General features: G+C 61.6%; 16 protein-coding genes. 4 read left to right on the top strand and 12 right to left on the bottom strand.

Annotated features, from left to right (window positions below; genetic code table 11):
- Positions 1-207: 207 nt before the first annotated feature.
- Both BFP99_RS15750 and BFP99_RS15745 read left to right on the top strand, forming a co-directional pair.
- Positions 208-1,446, top strand: coding sequence for an MFS transporter (locus BFP99_RS15750; RefSeq protein WP_065924168.1), 1,239 nt, complete (start codon positions 208-210; stop codon positions 1,444-1,446).
- Positions 1,447-1,560: 114 nt separating this feature from the next.
- A complete protein-coding gene (locus BFP99_RS15745) occupies positions 1,561-4,026 on the top strand; it encodes a membrane-targeted effector domain-containing toxin (protein WP_256098149.1) in 2,466 nt (821 codons plus the stop codon).
- Between the two features lie 18 nt (positions 4,027-4,044).
- Here BFP99_RS15745 and BFP99_RS15740 read toward each other — a convergent pair whose 3' ends face one another.
- From BFP99_RS15740 to BFP99_RS15725, 4 genes are all read right to left on the bottom strand, one after another.
- Positions 4,045-6,228: a xanthine dehydrogenase family protein molybdopterin-binding subunit gene (locus BFP99_RS15740; protein ID WP_065947666.1), complete on the bottom strand. Its 2,184-nt coding sequence runs from the start codon at positions 6,226-6,228 to the stop codon at positions 4,045-4,047.
- Complete coding sequence (locus BFP99_RS15735; protein ID WP_065947665.1) at positions 6,225-7,214, bottom strand: FAD binding domain-containing protein; 990 nt, start codon at positions 7,212-7,214, stop codon at positions 6,225-6,227. Before BFP99_RS15735 ends, BFP99_RS15740 begins: the two co-directional genes overlap by 4 nt.
- Positions 7,211-7,735 carry a (2Fe-2S)-binding protein gene (locus tag BFP99_RS15730; protein WP_065947664.1) on the bottom strand — a complete coding sequence of 175 codons (525 nt, stop codon included), beginning with the start codon at positions 7,733-7,735 and terminating at the stop codon, positions 7,211-7,213. The genes BFP99_RS15735 and BFP99_RS15730 overlap by 4 nt, the downstream gene beginning before the upstream one ends.
- A gap of 96 nt (positions 7,736-7,831) precedes the next feature.
- Positions 7,832-8,278, bottom strand: a complete 447-nt coding sequence (locus BFP99_RS15725; protein WP_065924176.1) for a DUF4879 domain-containing protein — start codon at positions 8,276-8,278, stop codon at positions 7,832-7,834.
- 188 nt (positions 8,279-8,466) lie between these two features.
- On the opposite strand from BFP99_RS15725, the gene BFP99_RS15720 reads away from it, so the two are divergent.
- The gene (locus BFP99_RS15720; RefSeq protein WP_053137959.1) at positions 8,467-9,762 is read left to right on the top strand and encodes an NCS2 family permease; all 1,296 of its coding nucleotides are present in this window, start codon (positions 8,467-8,469) and stop codon (positions 9,760-9,762) included.
- Positions 9,759-10,838, top strand: a complete 1,080-nt coding sequence (gene trmA / locus BFP99_RS15715; RefSeq protein ID WP_065947663.1) for a tRNA (uridine(54)-C5)-methyltransferase TrmA — start codon at positions 9,759-9,761, stop codon at positions 10,836-10,838. The genes BFP99_RS15720 and trmA overlap by 4 nt, the downstream gene beginning before the upstream one ends.
- Here trmA and BFP99_RS15710 read toward each other — a convergent pair.
- The 8 genes from BFP99_RS15710 to BFP99_RS15675 all read right to left on the bottom strand — a co-directional run.
- Positions 10,821-11,288, bottom strand: a complete 468-nt coding sequence (locus BFP99_RS15710; protein WP_065924162.1) for a DUF2442 domain-containing protein — start codon at positions 11,286-11,288, stop codon at positions 10,821-10,823. The genes trmA and BFP99_RS15710 overlap by 18 nt on opposite strands.
- The gene (locus BFP99_RS15705; RefSeq protein WP_065924161.1) at positions 11,285-11,713 is read right to left on the bottom strand and encodes a DUF4160 domain-containing protein; all 429 of its coding nucleotides are present in this window, start codon (positions 11,711-11,713) and stop codon (positions 11,285-11,287) included. Before BFP99_RS15705 ends, BFP99_RS15710 begins: the two co-directional genes overlap by 4 nt.
- Before the next feature lie 136 nt (positions 11,714-11,849).
- A complete protein-coding gene (locus BFP99_RS15700; RefSeq protein ID WP_065947662.1) occupies positions 11,850-13,178 on the bottom strand; it encodes a TolC family outer membrane protein in 1,329 nt (442 codons plus the stop codon).
- A complete protein-coding gene (locus tag BFP99_RS15695; protein WP_065947661.1) occupies positions 13,175-14,500 on the bottom strand; it encodes an HlyD family type I secretion periplasmic adaptor subunit in 1,326 nt (441 codons plus the stop codon). The genes BFP99_RS15700 and BFP99_RS15695 overlap by 4 nt, the downstream gene beginning before the upstream one ends.
- Entirely contained in the window at positions 14,497-16,233 is a 1,737-nt protein-coding gene (locus tag BFP99_RS15690) for a type I secretion system permease/ATPase (RefSeq protein ID WP_065947660.1), read from the bottom strand. The genes BFP99_RS15695 and BFP99_RS15690 overlap by 4 nt, the downstream gene beginning before the upstream one ends.
- A gap of 173 nt (positions 16,234-16,406) precedes the next feature.
- The gene (locus BFP99_RS15685; protein ID WP_065924157.1) at positions 16,407-17,027 is read right to left on the bottom strand and encodes a heme acquisition protein HasA; all 621 of its coding nucleotides are present in this window, start codon (positions 17,025-17,027) and stop codon (positions 16,407-16,409) included.
- A 103-nt stretch (positions 17,028-17,130) separates the two neighbouring features.
- The gene (locus tag BFP99_RS15680; RefSeq protein ID WP_065924156.1) at positions 17,131-19,881 is read right to left on the bottom strand and encodes a TonB-dependent receptor; all 2,751 of its coding nucleotides are present in this window, start codon (positions 19,879-19,881) and stop codon (positions 17,131-17,133) included.
- A gap of 150 nt (positions 19,882-20,031) precedes the next feature.
- Positions 20,032-20,695, bottom strand: a 664-nt coding sequence (locus BFP99_RS15675) for a FecR family protein (RefSeq protein WP_065947659.1), incomplete at its 5' end; no start/stop codon positions are given.

Raw genomic sequence — 20,695 nt, 5'->3', positions numbered from 1 at the left:
CAGGGAATCGGGCCTTGCGGCCACCAGAACAAATTCTGAAATGACTTTGATCTGGGTCAATCACAGTGAAAAGAGTAGTCCCATTTTCGCGGCTGGCCTGTGTGGTCTTTTGCCGCGTGACAGCTTGCCTCAGCCTTCTTCTCGCAACTAATTGTTACAGCTTGATGCTAATCTGCCCCTTCCCTCCGGCCTTGACCTGAATTTCCGATGCCCAGTGAACCCACGTTGCTGTTACGTCACCACCGCCCTTTCATCGCGTTCTGGCTGGCACGGATCTTCACCGCCAGCGGCTTCCAGATGCTTACCGTGGCCATTGGCTGGAACCTCTACCAACTCACCGGCAACGTGCTCGACCTGGGGCTGGTCGGTCTGGTGGAGTTCGTGCCGCGCGTGCTGTTCATGCTGCACACCGGGCATGTGGCCGACCGCTATGAGCGACGCAAAGTCGCGGCCATCTGCCAGACCGTGCAGGCGCTGATTGCCCTTTCCCTGGCCATCGGCGGCCTCACCGGCAACGTGACCCGCGAGATGATCTTTATCCTCGCCTTCCTGCTCGGCGCCGCGCGCTCGTTTGAAATGCCCACCACGCAGGCCCTGCTGCCAAGCATCGTGCCCAGTGCGCTGTTCCCGCGTGCGGTGGCCTCGTCACAGTCGGCCCAGCAACTGGCAACCATTGTCGCCCCGGCCCTCGGTGGTTTGCTATACGCCTTCGGCAGCGTCTGGGTGTATGGGCCCACGGTGGCGCTGTACCTCATTGCCTGTGTGCTGACCCTCAACCTGCCCGCCCGCCAGACCCCGCTCAACAAAGGCAAGGCCACCCTCGATTCACTGCTGGCCGGCATCCGCTTTATCCGCAGTCGCCCGGACATCCTCGGGGCGATTTCCCTCGACCTGTTCGCCGTGCTGCTGGGCGGCGCCACCGCGTTGCTGCCGGTGTTCGCCAAGGACATCCTGCTGACCGGCGCCTGGGGCCTGGGCCTGTTGCGCTCGGCGCCGGCGGTGGGCGCGTTGTTGATGTCGTTGTGGCTGGCGCGCTTTTCGGTAGATCGGCAGGTGGGCCGGGTGATGTTCACCGCCGTCGGCGTATTCGGCGTGGCAACCATCGCCTTCGGCCTGTCCACCTCGTTCTGGTTTTCCCTGGCGGTGCTGGTGGTGCTGGGCGCGGCGGACATGATCAGCATGGTGATCCGTGCGTCCTTCGTGCAGTTGGAGACGCCGGATGAAATGCGCGGGCGGGTCAGTGCGGTCAATGGTCTGTTTATCGGCGCGTCCAACCAATTGGGCGAGTTCGAATCGGGGATTACCGCCCATTGGTTCGGCACCGTGCCCGCCGTGGTCATGGGCGGGATCGGTACGCTGGTGGTGACCGGGGTGTGGATCAAACTGTTCCCGACCCTGGCGAATCGGGATCGTATGCATGTGCCGGTGGAAGAGAAAAGCACTTAGGCACGGATGCAGGCCGAAGATGGAACGCGTTCTTAAGTTGGGGTCACGTAAGGGTTACAACATTACTGGAATAATCCGGTGCTAACCAAATACCTTTCGACGGGCCCTCAGTTGATGAACAACGTGAATAATGCCAGCGTCCCCATCGGGATGACGACCCCCCACCTATTCCCGACTGCCTCCTGGAACACACCCAACGACAACTACATCCTGATGAACGCCAAGGATCGGTTCACGACAAGCGTCGCAAAGGATCTGAACAGCGGATACATGAGTCCAGAGGTCAGCCAAATAGCCGATGCCGTGATGTGGCCGGGTAAAAAAAACAGCCCTCAAGTGCAAGTCAAGACCTTTGCCGTGGATGGCATCCAAGCCAGGGACATCATATTTATTCAGCGTGTTCCGGCTGTGCCTGACGAGCCGAATATCGTGCTATTTGTTCCAGAAAAGGAAGGTCGTTCACTTCACTCATTCACGACCACCGAAGAAATGAACGCATGGGTGAAAACCCAGGCCAACGAGCCCAAGCGACTGGAGTCCTTCAGCCAGCATTTTGCGGGCGGTGAGTCATCCGAAAAAAAAACACGGGTTATCGATACACTGATTCGGTTCAGAAACAATGATATCAACGCCATCGTCGGCCCCTATGCCAATGAAGGCGACAATATCTTCGGGCGTCTGGATAAAGGCCCCACTGCGCCGCCCACTGCGGTCAATGGCTTGACGAATATTAAAGAGGAAAGCTCTTCACCGAGCGGACGACTGCTTTATTCCGGGCAGCGACCCGACGGAGAAACAGTCTTGTTTACCTATGACGCCTACGGAAACCTTCTGGGCCAAGACAAACAGCACAACTTCTATTTTGTGAAAGATGGCTTGAACAGTCACAAGCCACTGGTGCCAATCACATTCGGCGAGTTCAAGTACAAAGTCCAGAACGAAGCGGCTGAACATGTCGGAGCAAACGATCTCCGGGGATTCTACGAGGAGTTTCTCAAACACCTTGAGCACCCCTCTGCAGGTATCGCGGATGCCTTGCAAGTATTCGGTGTGAATAAAACCACCGCAGACACCGTAGAGCGCTACCTGGACAACCCATTCAGTGCTCTGTTGGTTGACTTGAATACAAACAATCAGCTTGGCAAGGTATTCGGTCTCGACAAGTCGACGCTGGACGCAGAGCTCAAAAACGTCGGTGATTTCGCACAGGGATTCATCCCTGCCTATGGCCAAGCCAGAATGCTGTCTTCGCTGCTGGCCAAAGCGCTTCGAAATGAGGCGCTGTCTGTTCAGGAGACAAGGGACCTGGCAGATGGGCTTGCGTTGAAACCGAACAGCCCCGCGAGGAAAAACCTGCCCGAGTCTAAACCGTCACTCAAGTCGAACAGCCCCACGTCAGCAACGCCTGCGACCCAGCCAATAAAAGAACCCGTCAGCGCCGTACCCGATCCGGGGCCCACTGCCGACGAAGTCAATCGTCTGCGCCCGTCACAGTGGCTCGATATCAGCAACCACGCCGTCGTGGAGGGAGAACAACTGATCTCGGGGGCTCATGCCAACGCCAAAGGCATGTATCAAGTAAAAGGAAGTGATGGTGCAGACAGGTGGTTTATCCGTTTGACCGATGCTGAAGACATCAGCCGTATCTATGAGATCGACGGTAGGTTCAAACTCAGTGACGGGTATGCCCGCATTATTGATCCCGAGACGAGAAAGCCTGTGATGACGGTGCACTCCACCCAGGACGGCGCCTGGGAGCCGATCAACGGACCGGGAGGAATAAGGTGGCCATGGTGGTCAAGAGGTTCGGCGGAGCAAAGTTTTGACCCCGCCGCGTACGACTACCCTGCACAGGGAGAAGCATCAACGTCGAGGACAAACGAGAAAATCGACAAGCGAATGAAGCAGGACGCTGACACCTTCCATAAAAAGGCCAAGACCAAGGAGCGCCCCGCTCACTCGGATATCCCGGGCAATGCGTCAATGTCAGAGGTCATCAATACCGTCTACCAGAAATCCCTCGGCATGATTATTGGCGAAGACCATTCCCAATCTGCCGGTCTGCGACTGCTGATCGATAATGCAGCCGAGTTTGAGAGAAACAATGTCTCCACACTGTACTCGGAAGGGTTCGAGCATTCGTTGCAGCCCGATCTGGACAGGTTTTTCGAAACCGGTGAATTTTCAGCCGCGCTAAGATCGAATTTGCGATTGATTGACCGCGCCCACAGTACACACGGGGCATACACCAATCGAGAGCTTCTGTTGACCATGCGAGCGCATGGTGTTCGAGTCAAAGCGATTGATGTGCCTTCAGTAGAACCGAAGTCCACACGTCTCAAAAACATGAACTACTACGCAACCAAACTGATCGAGCACGACCAAGCCGCGAACCCGCAGTCCAAATGGGTTGCAAGAGTCGGCAGCGACCATGTGTTCACCTATGACGGCGAACCTGCGATTCGAGGCATATCTCAGTTGACAGGCGCCACCGGGGTTAGTGTCGACGATGCAATCCCCGGCAAGGGCCCCTCGCTTATTCAATCCCGAGACAAGACAGAACTCTACATTGACCTGTAAACCGTTGGATAAGGTGCTCTAGAGCACCTTATCCAGGGTGATCGGAAACTCTCGCACCCGCTTGCCGGTGGCATGGTAGACCGCATTCGCCACCGCCGCCGCCACCCCGACAATGCCGATCTCTCCCACGCCCTTGGACCCAAGGGCGTTGACGATCTCGTCATGTTCCTCGACAAACACTACGTCAATCTCGCCGATATCGGCATTTACCGGGATGTGGTACTCGGCCAGGCTGTGGTTCATGTAGCGACCCAACTGATGGTCGATCTGGGTCTCTTCATGCAGGGCCATGCCGATGCCCCACACCACCCCGCCGAGGATCTGGCTGCGGGCCATCTTCGGGTTGACCACCCGCCCGGCCGCAATGGCGCTGACCACGCGGCTGACCTTGATCGTGCCCAAGTCTTCATCCACCCGCACTTCGACGAACACCGCCGAATGGGTCGCGGTGGCGTAGCCCTCGCGTTTCTTGTCCGGCTCGCTGTCGACCTGGACTTCCACGCTCTCTTCACCGCTGTCCTTGACCAGCTGTGCCAACGACACGCTCACGTCGCCGGTGTGCAGTTGGCCGTCTTCAAAACGCACGGACTCGGCATCCTTGAACACCGGGTAAGTCTGCCGGGCAATGGTCAGCAGCCTCGCGCTCAACGCTTCGCAGGCTTGCTGCACGGCGGTGCCGACGGACGACACGGTGAACGAGCCGCCTTGCAGCGGCGCGGTGGGCAATGAAGAGTCGCCGAGCAGGAACACCACGTCCTCAACCGCCACGCCACTGGCCTGCGCCGCGATCTGGGTCATCACCGTGTAGGTGCCGGTGCCGATGTCCGTGGTGGCGCTGCTGACGGTCAGCTTGCCCTCGGCGTCGATGCGCGCCTTGGCGCTGGCCTTCATCTGCATGGCCTCCCACACGCCACCGGCCATGCCCCAGCCGATCAACTGGCAGCCGTCGCGCATGCTGCGCGGTTCCGGGTTGCGCTGGCTCCAGCCGAAGCGCTCGGCACCGTCGCTGTAACACTCGCGCAGGGCCTTGCTCGACCAGGGTTTGTCTTCGTTCTGGTTGCGCTCGGCGTAGTTGACCAGCCGCAGTTGCACCGGGTCCATGCCCAAGGCGCTGGCCAATTCGTCCATGGCGCACTCCAGGCCGATCACGCCCAAGGCAGCGCCGGGCGCGCGCATGTCCAGGGGCGTGAATACATCCAGCGGCACCAGTTTGTAGGTCAGTTGCACGTTGTCGCAGTGATAGAGCATGCCGCTCCACTCCACCACGTGCTCGCTGAAGTCTTCGAAGCGCGAGGTCTGGCCAATCGCCGTATGCCCCAGCGCCAGCAGGCGACCATTGGCGGCGGCGCCCATCTGCAAACGCTGCAAGGTGCGCGGGCGGTAGCCGAAGGTGAACATCTGCTGGCGGGTCAGGGTGACGCGCACCGAGCGCTTGAGCGCCAGGGACGCCATCACCGCCAGCGGCAATTGATACTGCGGGCGCAAGCCCGAGCCGAACGCGCCGCCGACGAATGCGGCGAAGATCCGCACCTGGCTTTTATCCAGGCCGAACACGTCTTGCACATAGGCCTGGCAGTTCTGCGGGCCCTGGGTCTTGTCATGAATATGCAAGGTGCCGTCCGGCTGATACAGCACGGTGCTGGCGTGGGGTTCCATGGGGTTGTGGTGTTCGATGGGGGTGCTGTAGTGCAGGTCGAGGCTGACGGCGGCAGCGGCCCACTCGGCCTGGAAATTGCCACGCGGCTTGGGCGGCGCCTGCGGTGAAGCATGGGCCTGTTCCTGCTGGGCGAGCAGGTCGGTCTCGAAGTCTTCCCGTGCGTAGTCGATCGCTACCAGCGAGCCGGCATGTCGCGCCAGTTCAAGGTTGTCGGCGATCACCAGGGCCAGGGGCTGGCCGCTGTACAGCACACGGTCGTTATACAGCGGGCGAAACGGTGAACCGTCCGCCGCATCGTCATCCTGGAAGGCATCGTCGTAACGGGCGATTTTCGGCCGGTTGAGGTGATGGATAACCGCCATCACGCCCGGCAGGGCCAGTGCCCTGGACGCATCGATCGCCAGCACACGGCCCTTGGCGATGGTGCTGGACACCACACTGCCGTGGAGCAGGCCGTCCTCGGGAAACTCACCGGCATAACGCGCCTGGCCGGTGACCTTGAGCAGACCGTCGACACGGTCCAGGGGTTTGCCAATAGCGGTCATGGGCGATCTCCTGCGACGGCGGCGTCGCTCAGGGCACGGATGATTGCGCGGCGCGCCAGCTTGATCTTGAAGCCGTTGTGTTCCAGCGGCTCGGCATCTTGCAGCACCGCGTCGGCGGCATTGCTGAAGGTCTCGCGGCTGACCGCCTGGCCGATCAGCGAGGCTTCCACCGCACGGTCGCGCCAGGGTTTATGGGCCACGCCGCCGAGGGCCAGGCGCGCGTCGACGATTCGATCGCCGTCCAACTCGAGAGCGGCGGCCACCGACACCAAGGCAAACGCGTAAGACGCGCGGTCGCGGATTTTCAGGTAATGGCTGTGACGGGCCAGGTGGTCGGCGGGCAATTCGATGGCGGTGATCAGCTCATCGTCGGCCAGTTGGTTGTCGCGTTGCGGCGCATCACCGGGCAGGCGGTGGAAGTCGGCAAACTCGATAATCCGCGCGCCGCCTCGGCCTTCGACATGCACCCGCGCCTCCAGCGCTGCCAGGGCCACGCACATGTCCGACGGGTGAGTGGCCACGCACTGTTCGCTGGCACCAAGGATCGCATGGATACGGTTCAACCCAGTGCGCGCCGGGCAGCCGCTGCCGGGCTCACGCTTGTTGCAGGGCACGGTAGCGTCATAGAAGTAGTAGCAACGGGTGCGCTGCAACAGGTTGCCGCCGGTACTGGCCATATTGCGCAGTTGCGGCGAAGCACCGGCAAGGATCGCCTGGGACAGCAACGGGTAACGCTGTTCGATCAGCGGGTGCCAGGCCAGTTCGGCATTGCTCACCAGCGCGCCGATGCGCAGGCCACCCTCGGCGGTTTGTTCAATCTCATTGAGCGGCAGGCCGGTGATATCGATCAGGTGCTCGGGGCGGCTGATGTTTTCTTTCATCAAGTCCAGCAGGTTGGTGCCGCCGGCAATAAAGCGCGACGCGGCGCTGCTCAGGTGCACGGCTGCGTGGACATCCGCCGGTTTGCTGTACTGGAAGGGATTCATTGCTCACCTCCCTGGGCGCGGCACGCCGGCAAAGCCTCTTCGATGGCATCGCGGATATTGCTGTAGGCGCCGCAGCGGCACAGGTTGCCGCTCATCAGCTCCTGGATCTGTGCACTGTCGTGGGCACGGCCTTCATTGACCAGGCCGACGGCGGAGCAAATCTGCCCGGGCGTGCAGTAGCCGCACTGGAAGGCGTCGTGCTTGATGAAGGCTTGCTGCATCGGGTGCAGTTGGTCGCCGTCGGCCAGGCCTTCGATGGTGGTCAGCTCGGCACCGTCGCACATCACCGCCAGGGTCAGGCAGGCGTTGATGCGTTTGCCGTCGCGTAATACTGTGCACGCACCGCATTGGCCGTGGTCGCAGCCTTTTTTGCTGCCGACCAGGTCCAGTTGCTCGCGCAGCAGGTCCAGCAACGTGGTCCAGGGCAATACATCGAGTTGGCGGTCCTGACCATTGAGGGTCAAGCGTATGGAGTGGGCGACGAACGGTTGGGCCGCCGCGCCATTGGGGATCGCGCTCATAAACACCTCACGGGTTGGTGTACGTCCGCGGCGTTCAGGAAAGTCGCCGTCTCAGGGGTACGACTTCCCGGTTTTTTGAGCGTTCAAGCTGATTGATCAGCGGATATTGAGCAGGGTCTTCAAGGTATTCCGCGGGCCGTTAATCGACGAGTTGCTGTATTCGAACCAGCCTTGGGCCTGGACATTCAGGTCAAATACATAGATGTAGCCCATCAGCGTGCCCGTCCCGCTGCAGGCTTCGCTGATGCTGCCGACCTGGCACACGGGCGTACGTTGCCCGTTCAGTTCGGCACCATTGAAGCGACCCACCGGGTTGTTACCCAGGCCGACTTCCATCACCGACACTTGGGTGGGCCCACGGTGCGTGCACATCTGGGTGCTTTGCGCGCGTTCCGGGATGGTTTCCGTGCAGTGCGCCGATTCGACCTTGAACACGCGCACCTCGCTCAAGGGCGGTGCAGTCGCGCCCCACACCGGTGCCGCGCCCAACCACAGGCCGAGACAAGGGATCAGGGCTAGACTCCACGCGTTGGCTTTTTTCATGCTGTCGATGACCCGCTGTTGAACGTCGCCGCAGTATGCCTCAAGGCCATGCGCCACACAGCCTCGGCTGCTGGTATGATGCGCCGCTTTTTCCGATCCTCTCTGGAACCACAGGCGCTTGGCGCAGTTTGTGCTTTGACTTAGAGGTCAACAAATAACGACGCAACATAGCGTCACAGGGAGCAGGCATGCTGGAAAAGCTGTTTCAACTCAAGGCACACAACACCAACGTGCGCACCGAGATCCTCGCGGGCATCACGACATTCCTGGCCATGGCCTACATCCTGTTCGTGAACCCGAGCATCCTCGGCGAGACCGGCATGGACAAGGGCGCGGTATTTGTCGCGACCTGCCTGGCGGCGGCCATCGGTTCGACCGTGATGGGCCTGATCGCCAACTACCCGATCGCGCTGGCACCGGGCATGGGCCTCAACGCCTTCTTTACCTACACCGTGGTGTTGCACATGGGCCACACCTGGCAGGTTGCGCTGGGTGCGGTATTCATTTCGGCGGTGCTGTTCTTCCTGCTGTCGATCTTCCGTATCCGTGAGTGGATCATCAACAGCATTCCCCTGCCCCTGCGTTCGGCGATTGCCGCCGGTATCGGCCTGTTCCTGGCACTGATCGCCCTGCACAACGCCGGGATCGTGGTCGGCAACCCCAACACCCTGGTGGGCATGGGCGACCTGACCAAGCCGGCGCCTATCCTGGCCATCCTCGGCTTCATGCTGATCGTTGCGCTGGAAGCCCTGGCCGTACGCGGCGCGGTGCTGATCGGCATCCTGGCGGTGACCATCGTCTCCATTCTGCTGGGCGTCACCGCGTTTGGTGGCGTGATGTCCATGCCGCCGTCCCTGGCCCCGACTTTCCTGCAGCTGGATATCAAGGGCGCGCTGGACATCGGCCTGGTCAGCGTGATCTTCGCCTTCCTGTTCGTCGACCTGTTCGACAACTCCGGCACCCTGATCGGCGTGGCCAAGCGCGCCGGGCTGATGGGCAAGGACGGCCACATGCCGAAAATGGGCCGTGCGCTGATCGCCGACAGTACCGCCGCCATGGCCGGTTCCCTGCTGGGTACGTCGACCACCACCAGCTACATCGAATCCGCTGCGGGCGTAAGCGCCGGTGGCCGTACTGGCTTGACCGCCATCGTGGTGGCGATCCTGTTCCTGCTGGCGCTGTTCTTCTCGCCGCTGGCCGCCAGCGTACCGGCCTTTGCTACCGCGCCGGCGCTGCTGTTCGTCGCCGTATTGATGACCTCAGGCCTGGCCGAAATCGACTGGGATGACATTACTGTTGCAGCGCCGGTGGTGATCACCGCCCTGGCGATGCCCTTCACTTACTCCATCGCCAACGGCATTGCCTTCGGTTTCATCGCCTGGACCGCCATCAAGCTGCTTTCGGGCCGCTACCGTGAGCTCAACCCGGCACTGGTGATTCTGTCGATTCTGTTCGTGATCAAGCTGGGCTGGTTCAACGCATGACTTTTGACGCCACACGCTACACCGCTCAACTGCAAGACAAGGTCACGCGCTTGCGTGACCTGTTGGCACCGTTCGACGCACCCGAGCCGCAGGTCTTCGAGTCGCCTCTGCAGAACTTCCGCCTGCGGGCGGAGTTCCGCTTGTGGCGCGAAGGCGGTGAACGCCACTACGCGATGTTTTCCCAGGACGACAAGCGCACGCCGATCCTGATCGAAGAATTCCCCATCGCCAGCCAGCGCATCAACCAGTTGATGCCGCAGCTCAAGGCCGCCTGGCAAGCCAGCGCCGCCCTGAGCCACAAGCTGTTCCAGGTGGAGTTCCTCACCACCCTGGCCGGCGACGCGATGATCACCCTGTGTTATCACCGCCCGCTGGACGAGCACTGGCACACCGCGGCGAATAAGCTGGCGGCTGATTTGAATGTGAGCATCATCGGCCGCTCCAAGGGCAAGCGCGATGTGATCGGCCACGACTACGTGGTGGAAAAACTCGACGTCGGCGGCCGCACCTTCAGCTACCGTCAACCCGAAGGCGCGTTCACCCAGCCCAACGGCACGGTGAACCAGAAGATGCTCAACTGGGCATACGAAGCCTTGGGCGATCGCCCGGATGACTTGCTGGAGCTGTATTGCGGCAACGGCAACTTCACCCTGCCCCTGGCCACCCGTGTGCGTAAAGTGCTGGCTACCGAGATCAGCAAGACCTCGGTGAATGCGGCCCTGAGCAACCTCGATGAAAACGCGGTGGGTAACGTCACCCTGGTGCGCCTCTCCGCCGAAGAGCTCACCGAAGCGCTGAACGAAGTGCGCCCATTCCGCCGCCTGCACGGCATCGACCTCAAAAGCTACGAATTCGGTAGCGTGTTCGTCGACCCGCCCCGCGCCGGCATGGACCCGGACACCTGCGAACTGACCCGGCGCTTCGACAACATCCTGTACATCTCCTGCAACCCGGAGACGCTGGCAGCGAATATTGCGCAACTGCATGACACCCACCGCATTACCCAGTGTGCGATGTTTGACCAGTTCCCGTGGACGCACCATATGGAATCCGGGGTGTTATTGACCCGGCGGTAATTCAGCGTCCTCAGGTTCCTTCTTGCGTGGCCGGCCGCCCTTCTTGCCATTGGCGCGGGCGGCGGCGGATTTGGCAGCGCTGCTCTTGCGACCGTTGCGTGATGCTACCAGGCTGGTAGCCAGGTCCATCAGCGGCTGGCTTGTGGCGATCAGGCCCGTGATCGAAACATCCAGATCCTGGGCCTCACAGCTAATGGCCTTGCCACCGAAACTGACTTCCAACTGCTGGAAATCTTCCTCTGAAAACCCTTCGAACTCCGGCAGGCCGGCCACCGGCAACATGACGCGGCTGCCGTCGCTGAAGCCGATGGAGATGCAATCGTTTTCGTAACGCACATTGCTGGCGTTGGCGTACAGGCGCTTTAGCCTGCGGCCACGGGCGATTGCCTTGTCGACGTCGGCGTCAGTGAGAGGTACATAAGGTATGACTTTGGCTTTTACGATTTTCATAAATTAATCCCTACGCAATCTGGCGCTCTTACCAGATTCAAAATGGTCCGTTGCGCTAAGGCGTCGTGCCAGGCGCTTGCGATAACGTAGACACCACGTCGAATGACTAACCCTGGAACCAATTCACTGGTGTCCCAGTTCCAGGAATGGTTCTCCAGGCAAACCGTTTGCAGTTTTTCCCACCAAATCCTGCGTGCCCGTGCCAGATAATGTCGCTGCATGATTACCTCGCGTATTTCCTTCAGAACCGCAGTGGGTGGCCGCCTCCGTTCAGGCTCTACATCCCACAACTCAACGTCCCCATCCAAAAAACTGAAACGAAACCGCGCATCCCACCCCTTGCCCCTGACATGTACATGAGGCGGGCAATGCTCGTCCCTGATAAACACCGAGATGACATATCCCTTGTAGGCCCCTACTTTCATCGTAACCCATCCGTTAGGTTATTTTCCGCCAGGTAACAATTTCCCTCCTGCCACCCGACAACCGGCTCCATCGTCTCGAAGCTGTTTCACAGATTAGTAACCACAAAAAACCCGGCGAATGCCGGGTTGTAACCACTCATGCCGAAGGCTGGAAATACCCCGCCAACGCCCGCAAGTCCTGCTCACTCAGCAACCCCGCGTAATACTTCAACTGAATCCTGGCCAGCAGATACGCATGTCGCGCATTCGCCAGGTCGCGGCGGGCGGTGAACAGTTGTTGCTCGGCGTCGAGCACGTCGAGGTTGACCCGCTCACCGCCGCTGACGCTCTTTTTGGTCGCAGTGACCAGCGCGGTGGCGGAGCTGACAGCCATCTCGTAGGCACGCACTTTCGCCGCGCCACTGGTGTTGAGGTTGAACTGCTTGCGCAGCTCCACCAGCGTCGCCGAGGTATGTGCGTCCAGCTCGTATTGGGCCTGGGACAGTTGATTGGCCGCCTGGCGCGTAGAGGCCGATACCGACCCGCCGGCAAACAACGGCAGGCTGACCTGGATACCGACGCTGTTGGTGTCGTACTTCTGGTTGTAGCTGCTTTCCGAATCGGAGCTGGTCTGGCGGCTGCTGGCGTACAGGCTGACCTTGGGCATGTGCCCGGCGCGTTTGCGCTCCACTTCGTAGGACGCCACGTCCAGCGCGTGGTGCTGGGACTTGAGTTCGGGGTTGTTGGCCATGGCCAGTTCACGCCAGGTTTCGAAGCGATTGGGCTCCAGCGGCGGGATGTCGAATTGACGGGTCAGGGGGGCCAACTCTTCGACCTGCAACGGCTGGCCGACAATCGCTTCCAGCTCGCGCAAGGCGCTGTCCTGGGCGTCCAGCGACTCGATTTCCTCTGCCTGGGCCAGGCTCAAGCGCGCCTGGGTTTCCAGTACATCGGTGCGCGTGCCTTCACCGCCTTTGAGCAGACGATCATTGAGTTGCAGGCGTTCGGCATACGCACGTTTCTGCGCACGGCTCAACTCGATGCGTTCCTGCGCCAGCAGCGCCTGGCTGTAGGCGCTGAGCACGCGCACGGCCAGTTCCTGGCTCTTGCCGCGAAAACGCTCATCGGCCATCAGCGCCTGAGCCGTGCCTTGACGAAAGCGCGCATAGGCTTCGTAGTCCAGCAACGGTTGCTGCAAAGTCAGGGTCGAGGCATAGCTGCGGTAATCACGGTCGCTGGTGACATCGCCGACGGCGGTGCTTTGGGTAACTTCGGATTCGTTGCGCGAGTTGTTATAGCTCCAGGACAGGTTCGGCAATAACGCTGCACGGCCGATCACGCGGTTCTCTTCACCGGCCTCGCGCTCCTGGATGGCGGCCTGGAAGGTCGGGTCATTGCGCAGGGCGAGGTCGTAGGCGTCGAGCAAACCCAAGGCATGTGCCGCCGGTGTAACGCTCAGGCACAGGGTAAAAAACAGTGCCTTCATTCTTCCACCAGGGCCATGTGGGTACGGTCCAGCAAGGGTTTGAACAGGTAGTTGAGCATCGAACGCTCACCGGTCTTGATGAAGGTTTCCACCGGCATGCCCGGACGAATCCGCACGCCGTCCAGTTGTTGCATGCCCGCCGCACTGACCTGGGCGCGCACGGTGTAATAAGGCTCGTCGGTGCGCTCATCGACCTGGCGGTCGGCGGAGACCAGCGTCACCTCACCGGCCACCCGTGGGGTGGTGCCCTGGTTGAAGGCCGAGAACAGCAACTCCACCGGTAGGCCCGGATGCACTTTGTCGATCATTTGCACCGGCACCCGCGCTTCCACCCACAACGCTTCGCCCTGGGGCACGATGTCCATCAGCGCCTGGCCGGGCTTGATCACCCCGCCTTCGGTGTACACCTCCAACCCCACCACCACCCCCGAGGCCGGCGCCCGCACCAGGCTGTTGGCCAGTTCGAACTCGGCCGAGGCCAGGCGGTTGCGCAGGTCGTCGCTGCGGGTGCGGGTCTCGGCCAACTGGCCGCGCAGGTCTTTCTGGAAGTCTTCGCCGAGCTGGCGGATGCGCAGGCGCAGCTCCAGGACCTGGCGCTGCAACTGGCCGATGCGCCCGTAGTCCTCGGCAATGGCGCCGTCGACCTGGGCGTACAGGCGCTCGCTGTCGAGCAGGCGATTGCGCGGGATATAGCCATCGCGCGCCAGCTCGCGCAGCCCTTGCAGTTGCTCATTCAATGCCGCGCGTTGCTGCAGCTTGCTCGCCTGGGAATCCCGCGTGCCACGCAACTGCGCCTCGGCGCCGGCGATGGTTTCGCGCAGGCCTTGCTGCTCGGTGGCCAGCGCCTGGGCGCGGCTGGTGAACAGTTGCCGTTGCAGATTCAGGGTGTTGGCGGCCTCCGGCTCGTTGAGCAATTCAGGACCGAAGGTGATGGCGGGCAGACCTTCGCTTTCCGCACTCAAGCGCGCCTCACTGGCCAGGGACGCCAGGTACTGGCTGCGCAGCGACTGCATCTGCCCGCGCAAGGGCGTCTCCTTCAAGCGCAACAGCACCTGGCCGGCGTTGACCACATCACCGTCACGCACCTCGATACGCTCGACGATGCCCCCGGCAGGATGCTGCACGGTCTTGCGATGGCCAGAGACCATGACCTTGCCCGACACCGCCACGCCCTTGTCCAGCGGCGCCAACGCGGCCCAGCCGATAAATCCGGCAAAGCCGCCGAGCACCAACAACCAGCCCAGGCGCGAATAGTTTTTGTCATCCAGCGCCAACACCGTGTGAGGGCGGTCGCTGACCAGCACCGGCTTACTCATACTCATGCCTGTTTTCCTTCACCGAGGCGGTAGCTCATGCTCAGGGTCGACACCGGTTTGGAGGCTGCCGGTTTCTGCCGCGCCTCCAGCACCCGCGCCGTCGGACCAAAGGCCTGCAACTGGCCGTCCTTGAGGATCAGCAACTGGTCGGTCAAGCTCAGTACATTGGCTTTGTGGGTAATCAGGATCACCGTGCGGCGCTGCTGCTTAAGCTGGGTGATGGCCTGGAGCAGCGCCTGCTCGCCCACTTCGTCAAGGTTGGCGTTGGGCTCATCCAGCACGATCAACGCCGGCAGGCCGTACAGCGCACGGGCCAGGGCCACGCGTTGCTTTTGCCCACCGGACAACCCCGCACCGCCCTCCCCCAATTGCGTGTCATAGCCTTGGGGCAGTTGCAGGATCAGGTCATGTACGCCGGCCATTTGCGCGGCGGCCAGGACGTTGTCGGTATCCAGTTCGGCAAACCGTGCGATGTTGTCGGCGATGCTGCCGGCAAACAATTGAATGTCCTGGGGCAGGTAGCCGATGTGCGGGCCGAGTTGCTGTTTGTCCCACTGGGCCAGGTCGGCGCCGTCCAGCCGCACCTTGCCGGCCAGCGGTGCCCAGGCGCCCACCAGCACCCGCGCCAGGGTGGATTTGCCGCAGCCGGAAGGTCCGATCACGCCGAGCACGTCCCCCGCTGGCAGGTTGAACCCCAGGTTCACCAGCGCCGGCCGACGGCTGCCGGGGGCGCAGGCGCTGATGTGCTCGACGCTCAACTGGCCCTTGGGCACCGGCAGGCTCATGCGCGGCGGTCGCGCCGGGTTGGCCGCCAGCAACTGCGACAAGCGCTCGTAGGCCAGGCGCGCCGAGCCCCATTGCTTCCAGACGCCGATCAGTTGGTCGATGGGGCTCAGCACCCGCCCCATCAGGATCGAGCCGGCAATCATCATCCCCGGCGTGATATCGCCCTGCACCGCCAGCAACGCGCCCAGGCCGAGTACCAGCGATTGCAACGCCAGGCGCACGCCCTTGGACCAGGCGGTGACGGCGGCGGTCTTTTCACTGGCCAGGTTTTGCTCGGCGAGGAACGCCTGGTGCTGGTGGAACCAACGCCCGCGCAAGGTGGCGAGCATGCCCATGGCTTCGATGCTGTCGGCATTGCGCAGGTTGGCCGTGGCCTGCTGGCTGGCGTGGATGGACAGTTGGCTGGCCTCGGCCATCGGCGCCTGGCTGACATGGTGGTTGATCCACGCCAACGCGATCAGCATCACCGCGCCGCCCAGCGCCAGCAGGCCAAGCCAGGGGTGGAACAGGAAGATCACCAGCAGGTACACCGGAAACCACGGCGCATCGAAAAACGCGAACAGCGCCTGGCCGGTGGCAAACTGGCGCAAGGTGGTCATGTCATGCAACGCCTGGCCTGCCGCCTGGGTGCCGCCCTTGAGTTGCGCTTCGAACGCGGCGTCGTAGACCCGCTGGTTCAGGCGCATGTCCATCTGCGTGCCGAGGCGGATCACCACCTGGCTGCGCACCCACTCCAGCGCGCCCATCAGGCCGAACAGGCCGAGGATCATCAACGTCAGCATGAGCAGGGTCATCTGATTGCCCGAGGCCAGCACCCGGTCGTACACCTGCAGCATGTACAACGCCGGGGCCAGCATCAGCAGGTTGATCACCGCCGAGAACAGGCCGATGTTGAAGAAGCCACTTTTATAGGCCGTGAGGGCGGCCAGGGTTTCGTTGCCGGCGTGGCGCATCTGGGGATTCTCGTGGGGTTGAACGTGCAGCGTCGCCGCGTTGACAGCCGATACGACGCTGCGCAGAATTCGGCACCGCCGTCGCCGGAAGAGTTAGAAGGCTTGGGCGACGGCGGTGTAATGCAGCGAATGGGAGAGCGATCTTCCATTCGCTTTTTCATGCAGCAGCAGGTTCAGGCAGCGAGTGCCCAGTCCTGTGCCACGTCCTGCACGCCCACCAGGGCAACATCGGTGGACACTGCGCTGGCGTGTGCCGCCAGGCCCGCAGACACTTCGTCGAAGGTGCTGGCAGTGGACAGGCCGAAGTCGTCGAGCAGGTTGTTGAGCACGGTTTCCAGCGCGGCGGTGTTGCCCTGCATCAAACCGTAGATCACGCTCTGTACGTCGTTGCCAGCCCGGCCGGCGCCCTCGGCGGCGCTCAGGTCGAGGCCGTTGAACGCGACCTTGAAGTCGCTCAGGGAGAAGTCGCTGCCACTGCCGCCGCCCAGGCCTGTACCCAGTTGCACGTTATCCAGGTCGCCCCACAGGTAGTGGTTCAGGTTGCTGCTGGCGGGCAACGACGGGTTGAACACATAGTGCAGGCCATTGCTGGTGTCGCTGTCGGCGATGAACGCGTACTCGGAGTTGTTGGCGCCGTGGGTCGAATACTGGTCGCCGCTGAGGGTGCCGTTGCTGAAACCGCCGGTGTTGCTGGTGCCGTGCCCTGCAGTGTTGAACCCCACTGCCCAGGAGCTCAGGTAGTCTGATACCGACAGAGAACCCAGGCCCGAATCGTAGCTAACAGAAATAGTCATCGCTAAACCTCGTTAAACAACGTTGTTGATGAGCACGCCGGTGCGGCGCGCCTTTTTGCCCACCCATGGGCAAAACCGTTGATCAGGTGCCTGCGCACGCTGATCAGAATTTGTATTCCAACATGCCGCTCAGGGTTCGCCCGCGCGCCAGGCTGAGGTTGTTGGCGTCGCCCATGGCGACGAAATAGGCTTCATCGGTGGCGTTTTCCAACGCCAGTGCAATGTTCAGTTGATCCGTCATCCAGTAACTGGCGTACAGGTCATAGAGCGTGTACTTGGGCCACATCGCCTGATCCATCAGCTCGTAGCCCTGCTGATTGAGGTTTTCGCCGTTGCCCGAGCTGTAGCGCACACGCACACCCGTATCCAGGCGTTTTTCCAGGAAGCGCGTACCCAGGGTCAGCGAGCCGCGATCGGCCGGCATGTACGTGGCGTTACCCATGATTCGCCCGCAGCTTTCCTTGTTGTTGGCGACGTCGTCATCCAACACCTCATAGGTGGTGACCGGCCGTATGCCGATGCGCCCATCCGGCAGGGTGAAACGCTCCAGGCGAGTAGTCCTTGGCCCGGTGGTCTTGGCACCGCCCATGTAATAGTTCTTCGAGCAGAACTCATTGCTGCCGATCATGTGGGTGTAGCTGAGGTTGGCGTACGCGCGGCCCATGTCGTAATTGAGCTGGTATTCAACCCCGCGAAAACGTGTCGGGTTGGTGTTATTGACGTAAGCCATGGTCCCGAGGAATCCACCCACCTGGGTTTCCGGCAAGCTGACGCTGGTGTTGAGGAAAGAGAAGTTTTCGATCCGGGTATCGAAGTACGCCACCTTCATGCCGAGGCGATCGTCACTGAAAAACAAGCCTTCCTTGAAAACATTCATGCCCACTTCCCAATCCCGTGACTCTTCAGGCTTGAGGTAGGGGTTGGGAAATACGCGCTCTCCCGAACCGCCACCGTGGGGTCGGCCGGTCATGAAGGTTTCGGTCACCGCCGGTGGCCGCCAGCCCTTGCCCCACCGGGTATAGAGCTGCAGCCAGTCCACGCCCGGTTTCACCGCGAGACCGAAGGTGGGGGAAAACTGGCCTTCTTCACGGTCGACCTCCATCACTTCCGAGACACGCCTGGCGCCGACAAGGCTGTTGTAGAAGCGATCACGCCGGTACAGGGTCATGCCGGTTTCGCCTTCGAGCCGATAGCGGTCATAACGCAAGCCCGCATCCAGGGCCAGCCAGCCGCCATATTCGTACTGCGCGTTGTTGAACAGGCTGGCGATGGTGCGTTTGCCCCCTGGCGTGCTGCCCTCTGCGTAAGGCAACAAGCCCAGGTTGTTGGTGGCTTCAACTTTGTTGGTGCGGGGCTTGAACTCGTCCTGATACAGCTCCACCCCGTAGTTCCAGGTGACATGCCCCTGTTCGCCAAAATCAAACCGCGAGGTGTTGTCACCCTGCAGGCCCCAGGTGTCGGTCTGAAAGTGATCGGTGTAGGCGCCGACGTAGTTACCGGTACCTGGCGACGACAGGTTGGGGGCGTTGCTGCGATCCATCTGGGTGGTGACGTAATAGAGCTTGGCCTTGAGATCGATCAGCGGGTTGTCCGGGCTATAGCTGTAGTCCAGCGCGACGTTTTTGGCGTTGAGGTTGTTTTTGCTGGTGCGTACGTAGTAGGTGCTCTGAAGGTCGTTGGCGATATAGCCCCAGGCATCGTTACTGTCGGTGTCGGTTTCCAGGTAGCTCAACTGCACGCGCTGGTCGTTGGGCAGGTTCAGGCCGAACTTGACGATCTGCGAGCGGGTCACGCTGCCGGTGTCGCCGACTTCGCTGTTCAACCAGTCGTCGAAGGCCGCAGGGGCAGATGACCTGGCGCGCAGGTTGGTGCCCAGGTTGTCGTCGTTGTGCCTGCCGGCGCGGTAGTTACCGAAATGCCGCTCGCTGTAGCCCAGCACGACATCGCCGCGCTCATCACCAAAGGCAAACACGCCACTGCCGTTGAAGTCGGTGCCGTTACCCAGCTCACCGATGCCGCTGCCGGCGCGAAGGCGGCCGCCGTAGTCCTTGCCGTCCTTGAGGAACTCACTGGCATCCAGGGTCTTGAACGAAGCAATGCCGCCCAGCACGGCCGCACCGCCTTGCCCCGACTGGCTGCCCTTGTCGATCTCGATGCTGGAGATGAACTCCGGGTCGATCAGCATGGTGCCGTTGCGCTGCTGGTGGCCGTTGACGTTGAAGTTCTGGCGCATGCCGTCGATGTTCATGTTCACCCGGCCATAGTCCTGCACACCGCGAATATTCACCGACAGACCAGGGTCGCGCTGGTTGACGGCGGTGTAGACGCCGGCGGTTTCTTCGAGCATGTCGGCGGCATGACGGGGCGGACGTTTATCGATCATGTCGCGGCTGATCACCGCCACGGACTTTGGGGTCTGGTACACCCAGTCGCTGGCCTGGCCGTTGGTGTTGCCGGTGATGGTGGTGGTGCCCACGGTCATGGCGCCGTCGTGGTCGTCGCTGACACGGTTGAGGGTGACCTGGCGCTCACCGGTAAAGCGATATTCCACCGGCGTGGCACCGAGCAAACGGCCAAGCCCTTCCTGCACGCTGAAGCTGCCTTTGAGCGCGGTGCTGCTCAAGCCTTGCAGGCGCGGGCTGTCGAACAGCACCTGCAGACCGGCCTGGTCGGCAAAGGCCAATACGGCACTGCCCAAGGATTGCGCCGGGACATCGAACACCCGCACCGCCGACTGGGAAGCGTCCACCTGAGGCTGCACCGCATACACGGGAGCGGCCGCGGCGAACAGCCCCAAGTGGATGGCCAGGGCTAACCGGCTACCGGTGATACGCCCCTTGGTGAGTGCTGACATTTCTGGTTTCCCTGCGCTGATCGTATGTTTGTTTATGCGAATGCTTCTCACCTAGCAAGACGTACGAGGCGCAGGAAGTCAGTAAGGTTTTTTAAAAAGTTTTTGCGCAGGGGGTTTTAAGCGGGTGAGAGCAGGCCTCCCACCGGGTCATCAATAGATCAGGCTGAGGCCTGCCAGGTCCAAGCGTTGCACTTGGAGTTCCTGGGTGAGCGTTCCGAGGGCGCTGTCGAGCATGTCGAGACGGAAGACGCCGCTGACTTCGCGCTCGCCCAAATCGGAATGGGTCAACACCACCCGCCCCGGACGGTAGCGATTGAGCTGCTCAATAACCTTGGCCAGGGGCTGGCGATCAAAGATCAGCACGCCGCGTCGCCAACTGGTGGCACGGTCTACATCGAATTGATCCAGGGGCACCACCCCCTCCTGGGCGTTGTAGCTAGCAGCCTGGCCCTCCTGGAGCACCCGATCGCTCGGGCCTTTTTTCGGCGAAGCGTGCAAAGACACCTCGACGCTGTGCTGCAACACGCCCACCCAAGCACGGCGGTCGGCCTCGCGCTCCACCACAAACCGCGTGCCCAGCGCCCGCGTCTGCCCGCCGGCGCTCTGTACCACGAACGGACGGGTCTCCTGACCCACCATCGGCGCCACATCAAAAATCGCCGAGCCCTGGATCAGGCTGATACGCCGCTGCACGCCGTCGTAATCCAGGCGGATGGCACTGGCGGAATCCAGCTCCACCGTGCTGCCATCGGCCAAGTGCACGGTGCGTACCTCGCCCTTTTGGGTGACATAGTCGGCCTGCATGCGCAGCCAG

Origin of the sequence: Pseudomonas sp. 1 R 17 (assembly GCF_900067035.1) — a bacterium.
GTDB lineage: Bacteria > Pseudomonadota > Gammaproteobacteria > Pseudomonadales > Pseudomonadaceae > Aquipseudomonas > Aquipseudomonas marginalis.
This window is presented reverse-complemented; position numbering and strand designations above follow the sequence as displayed.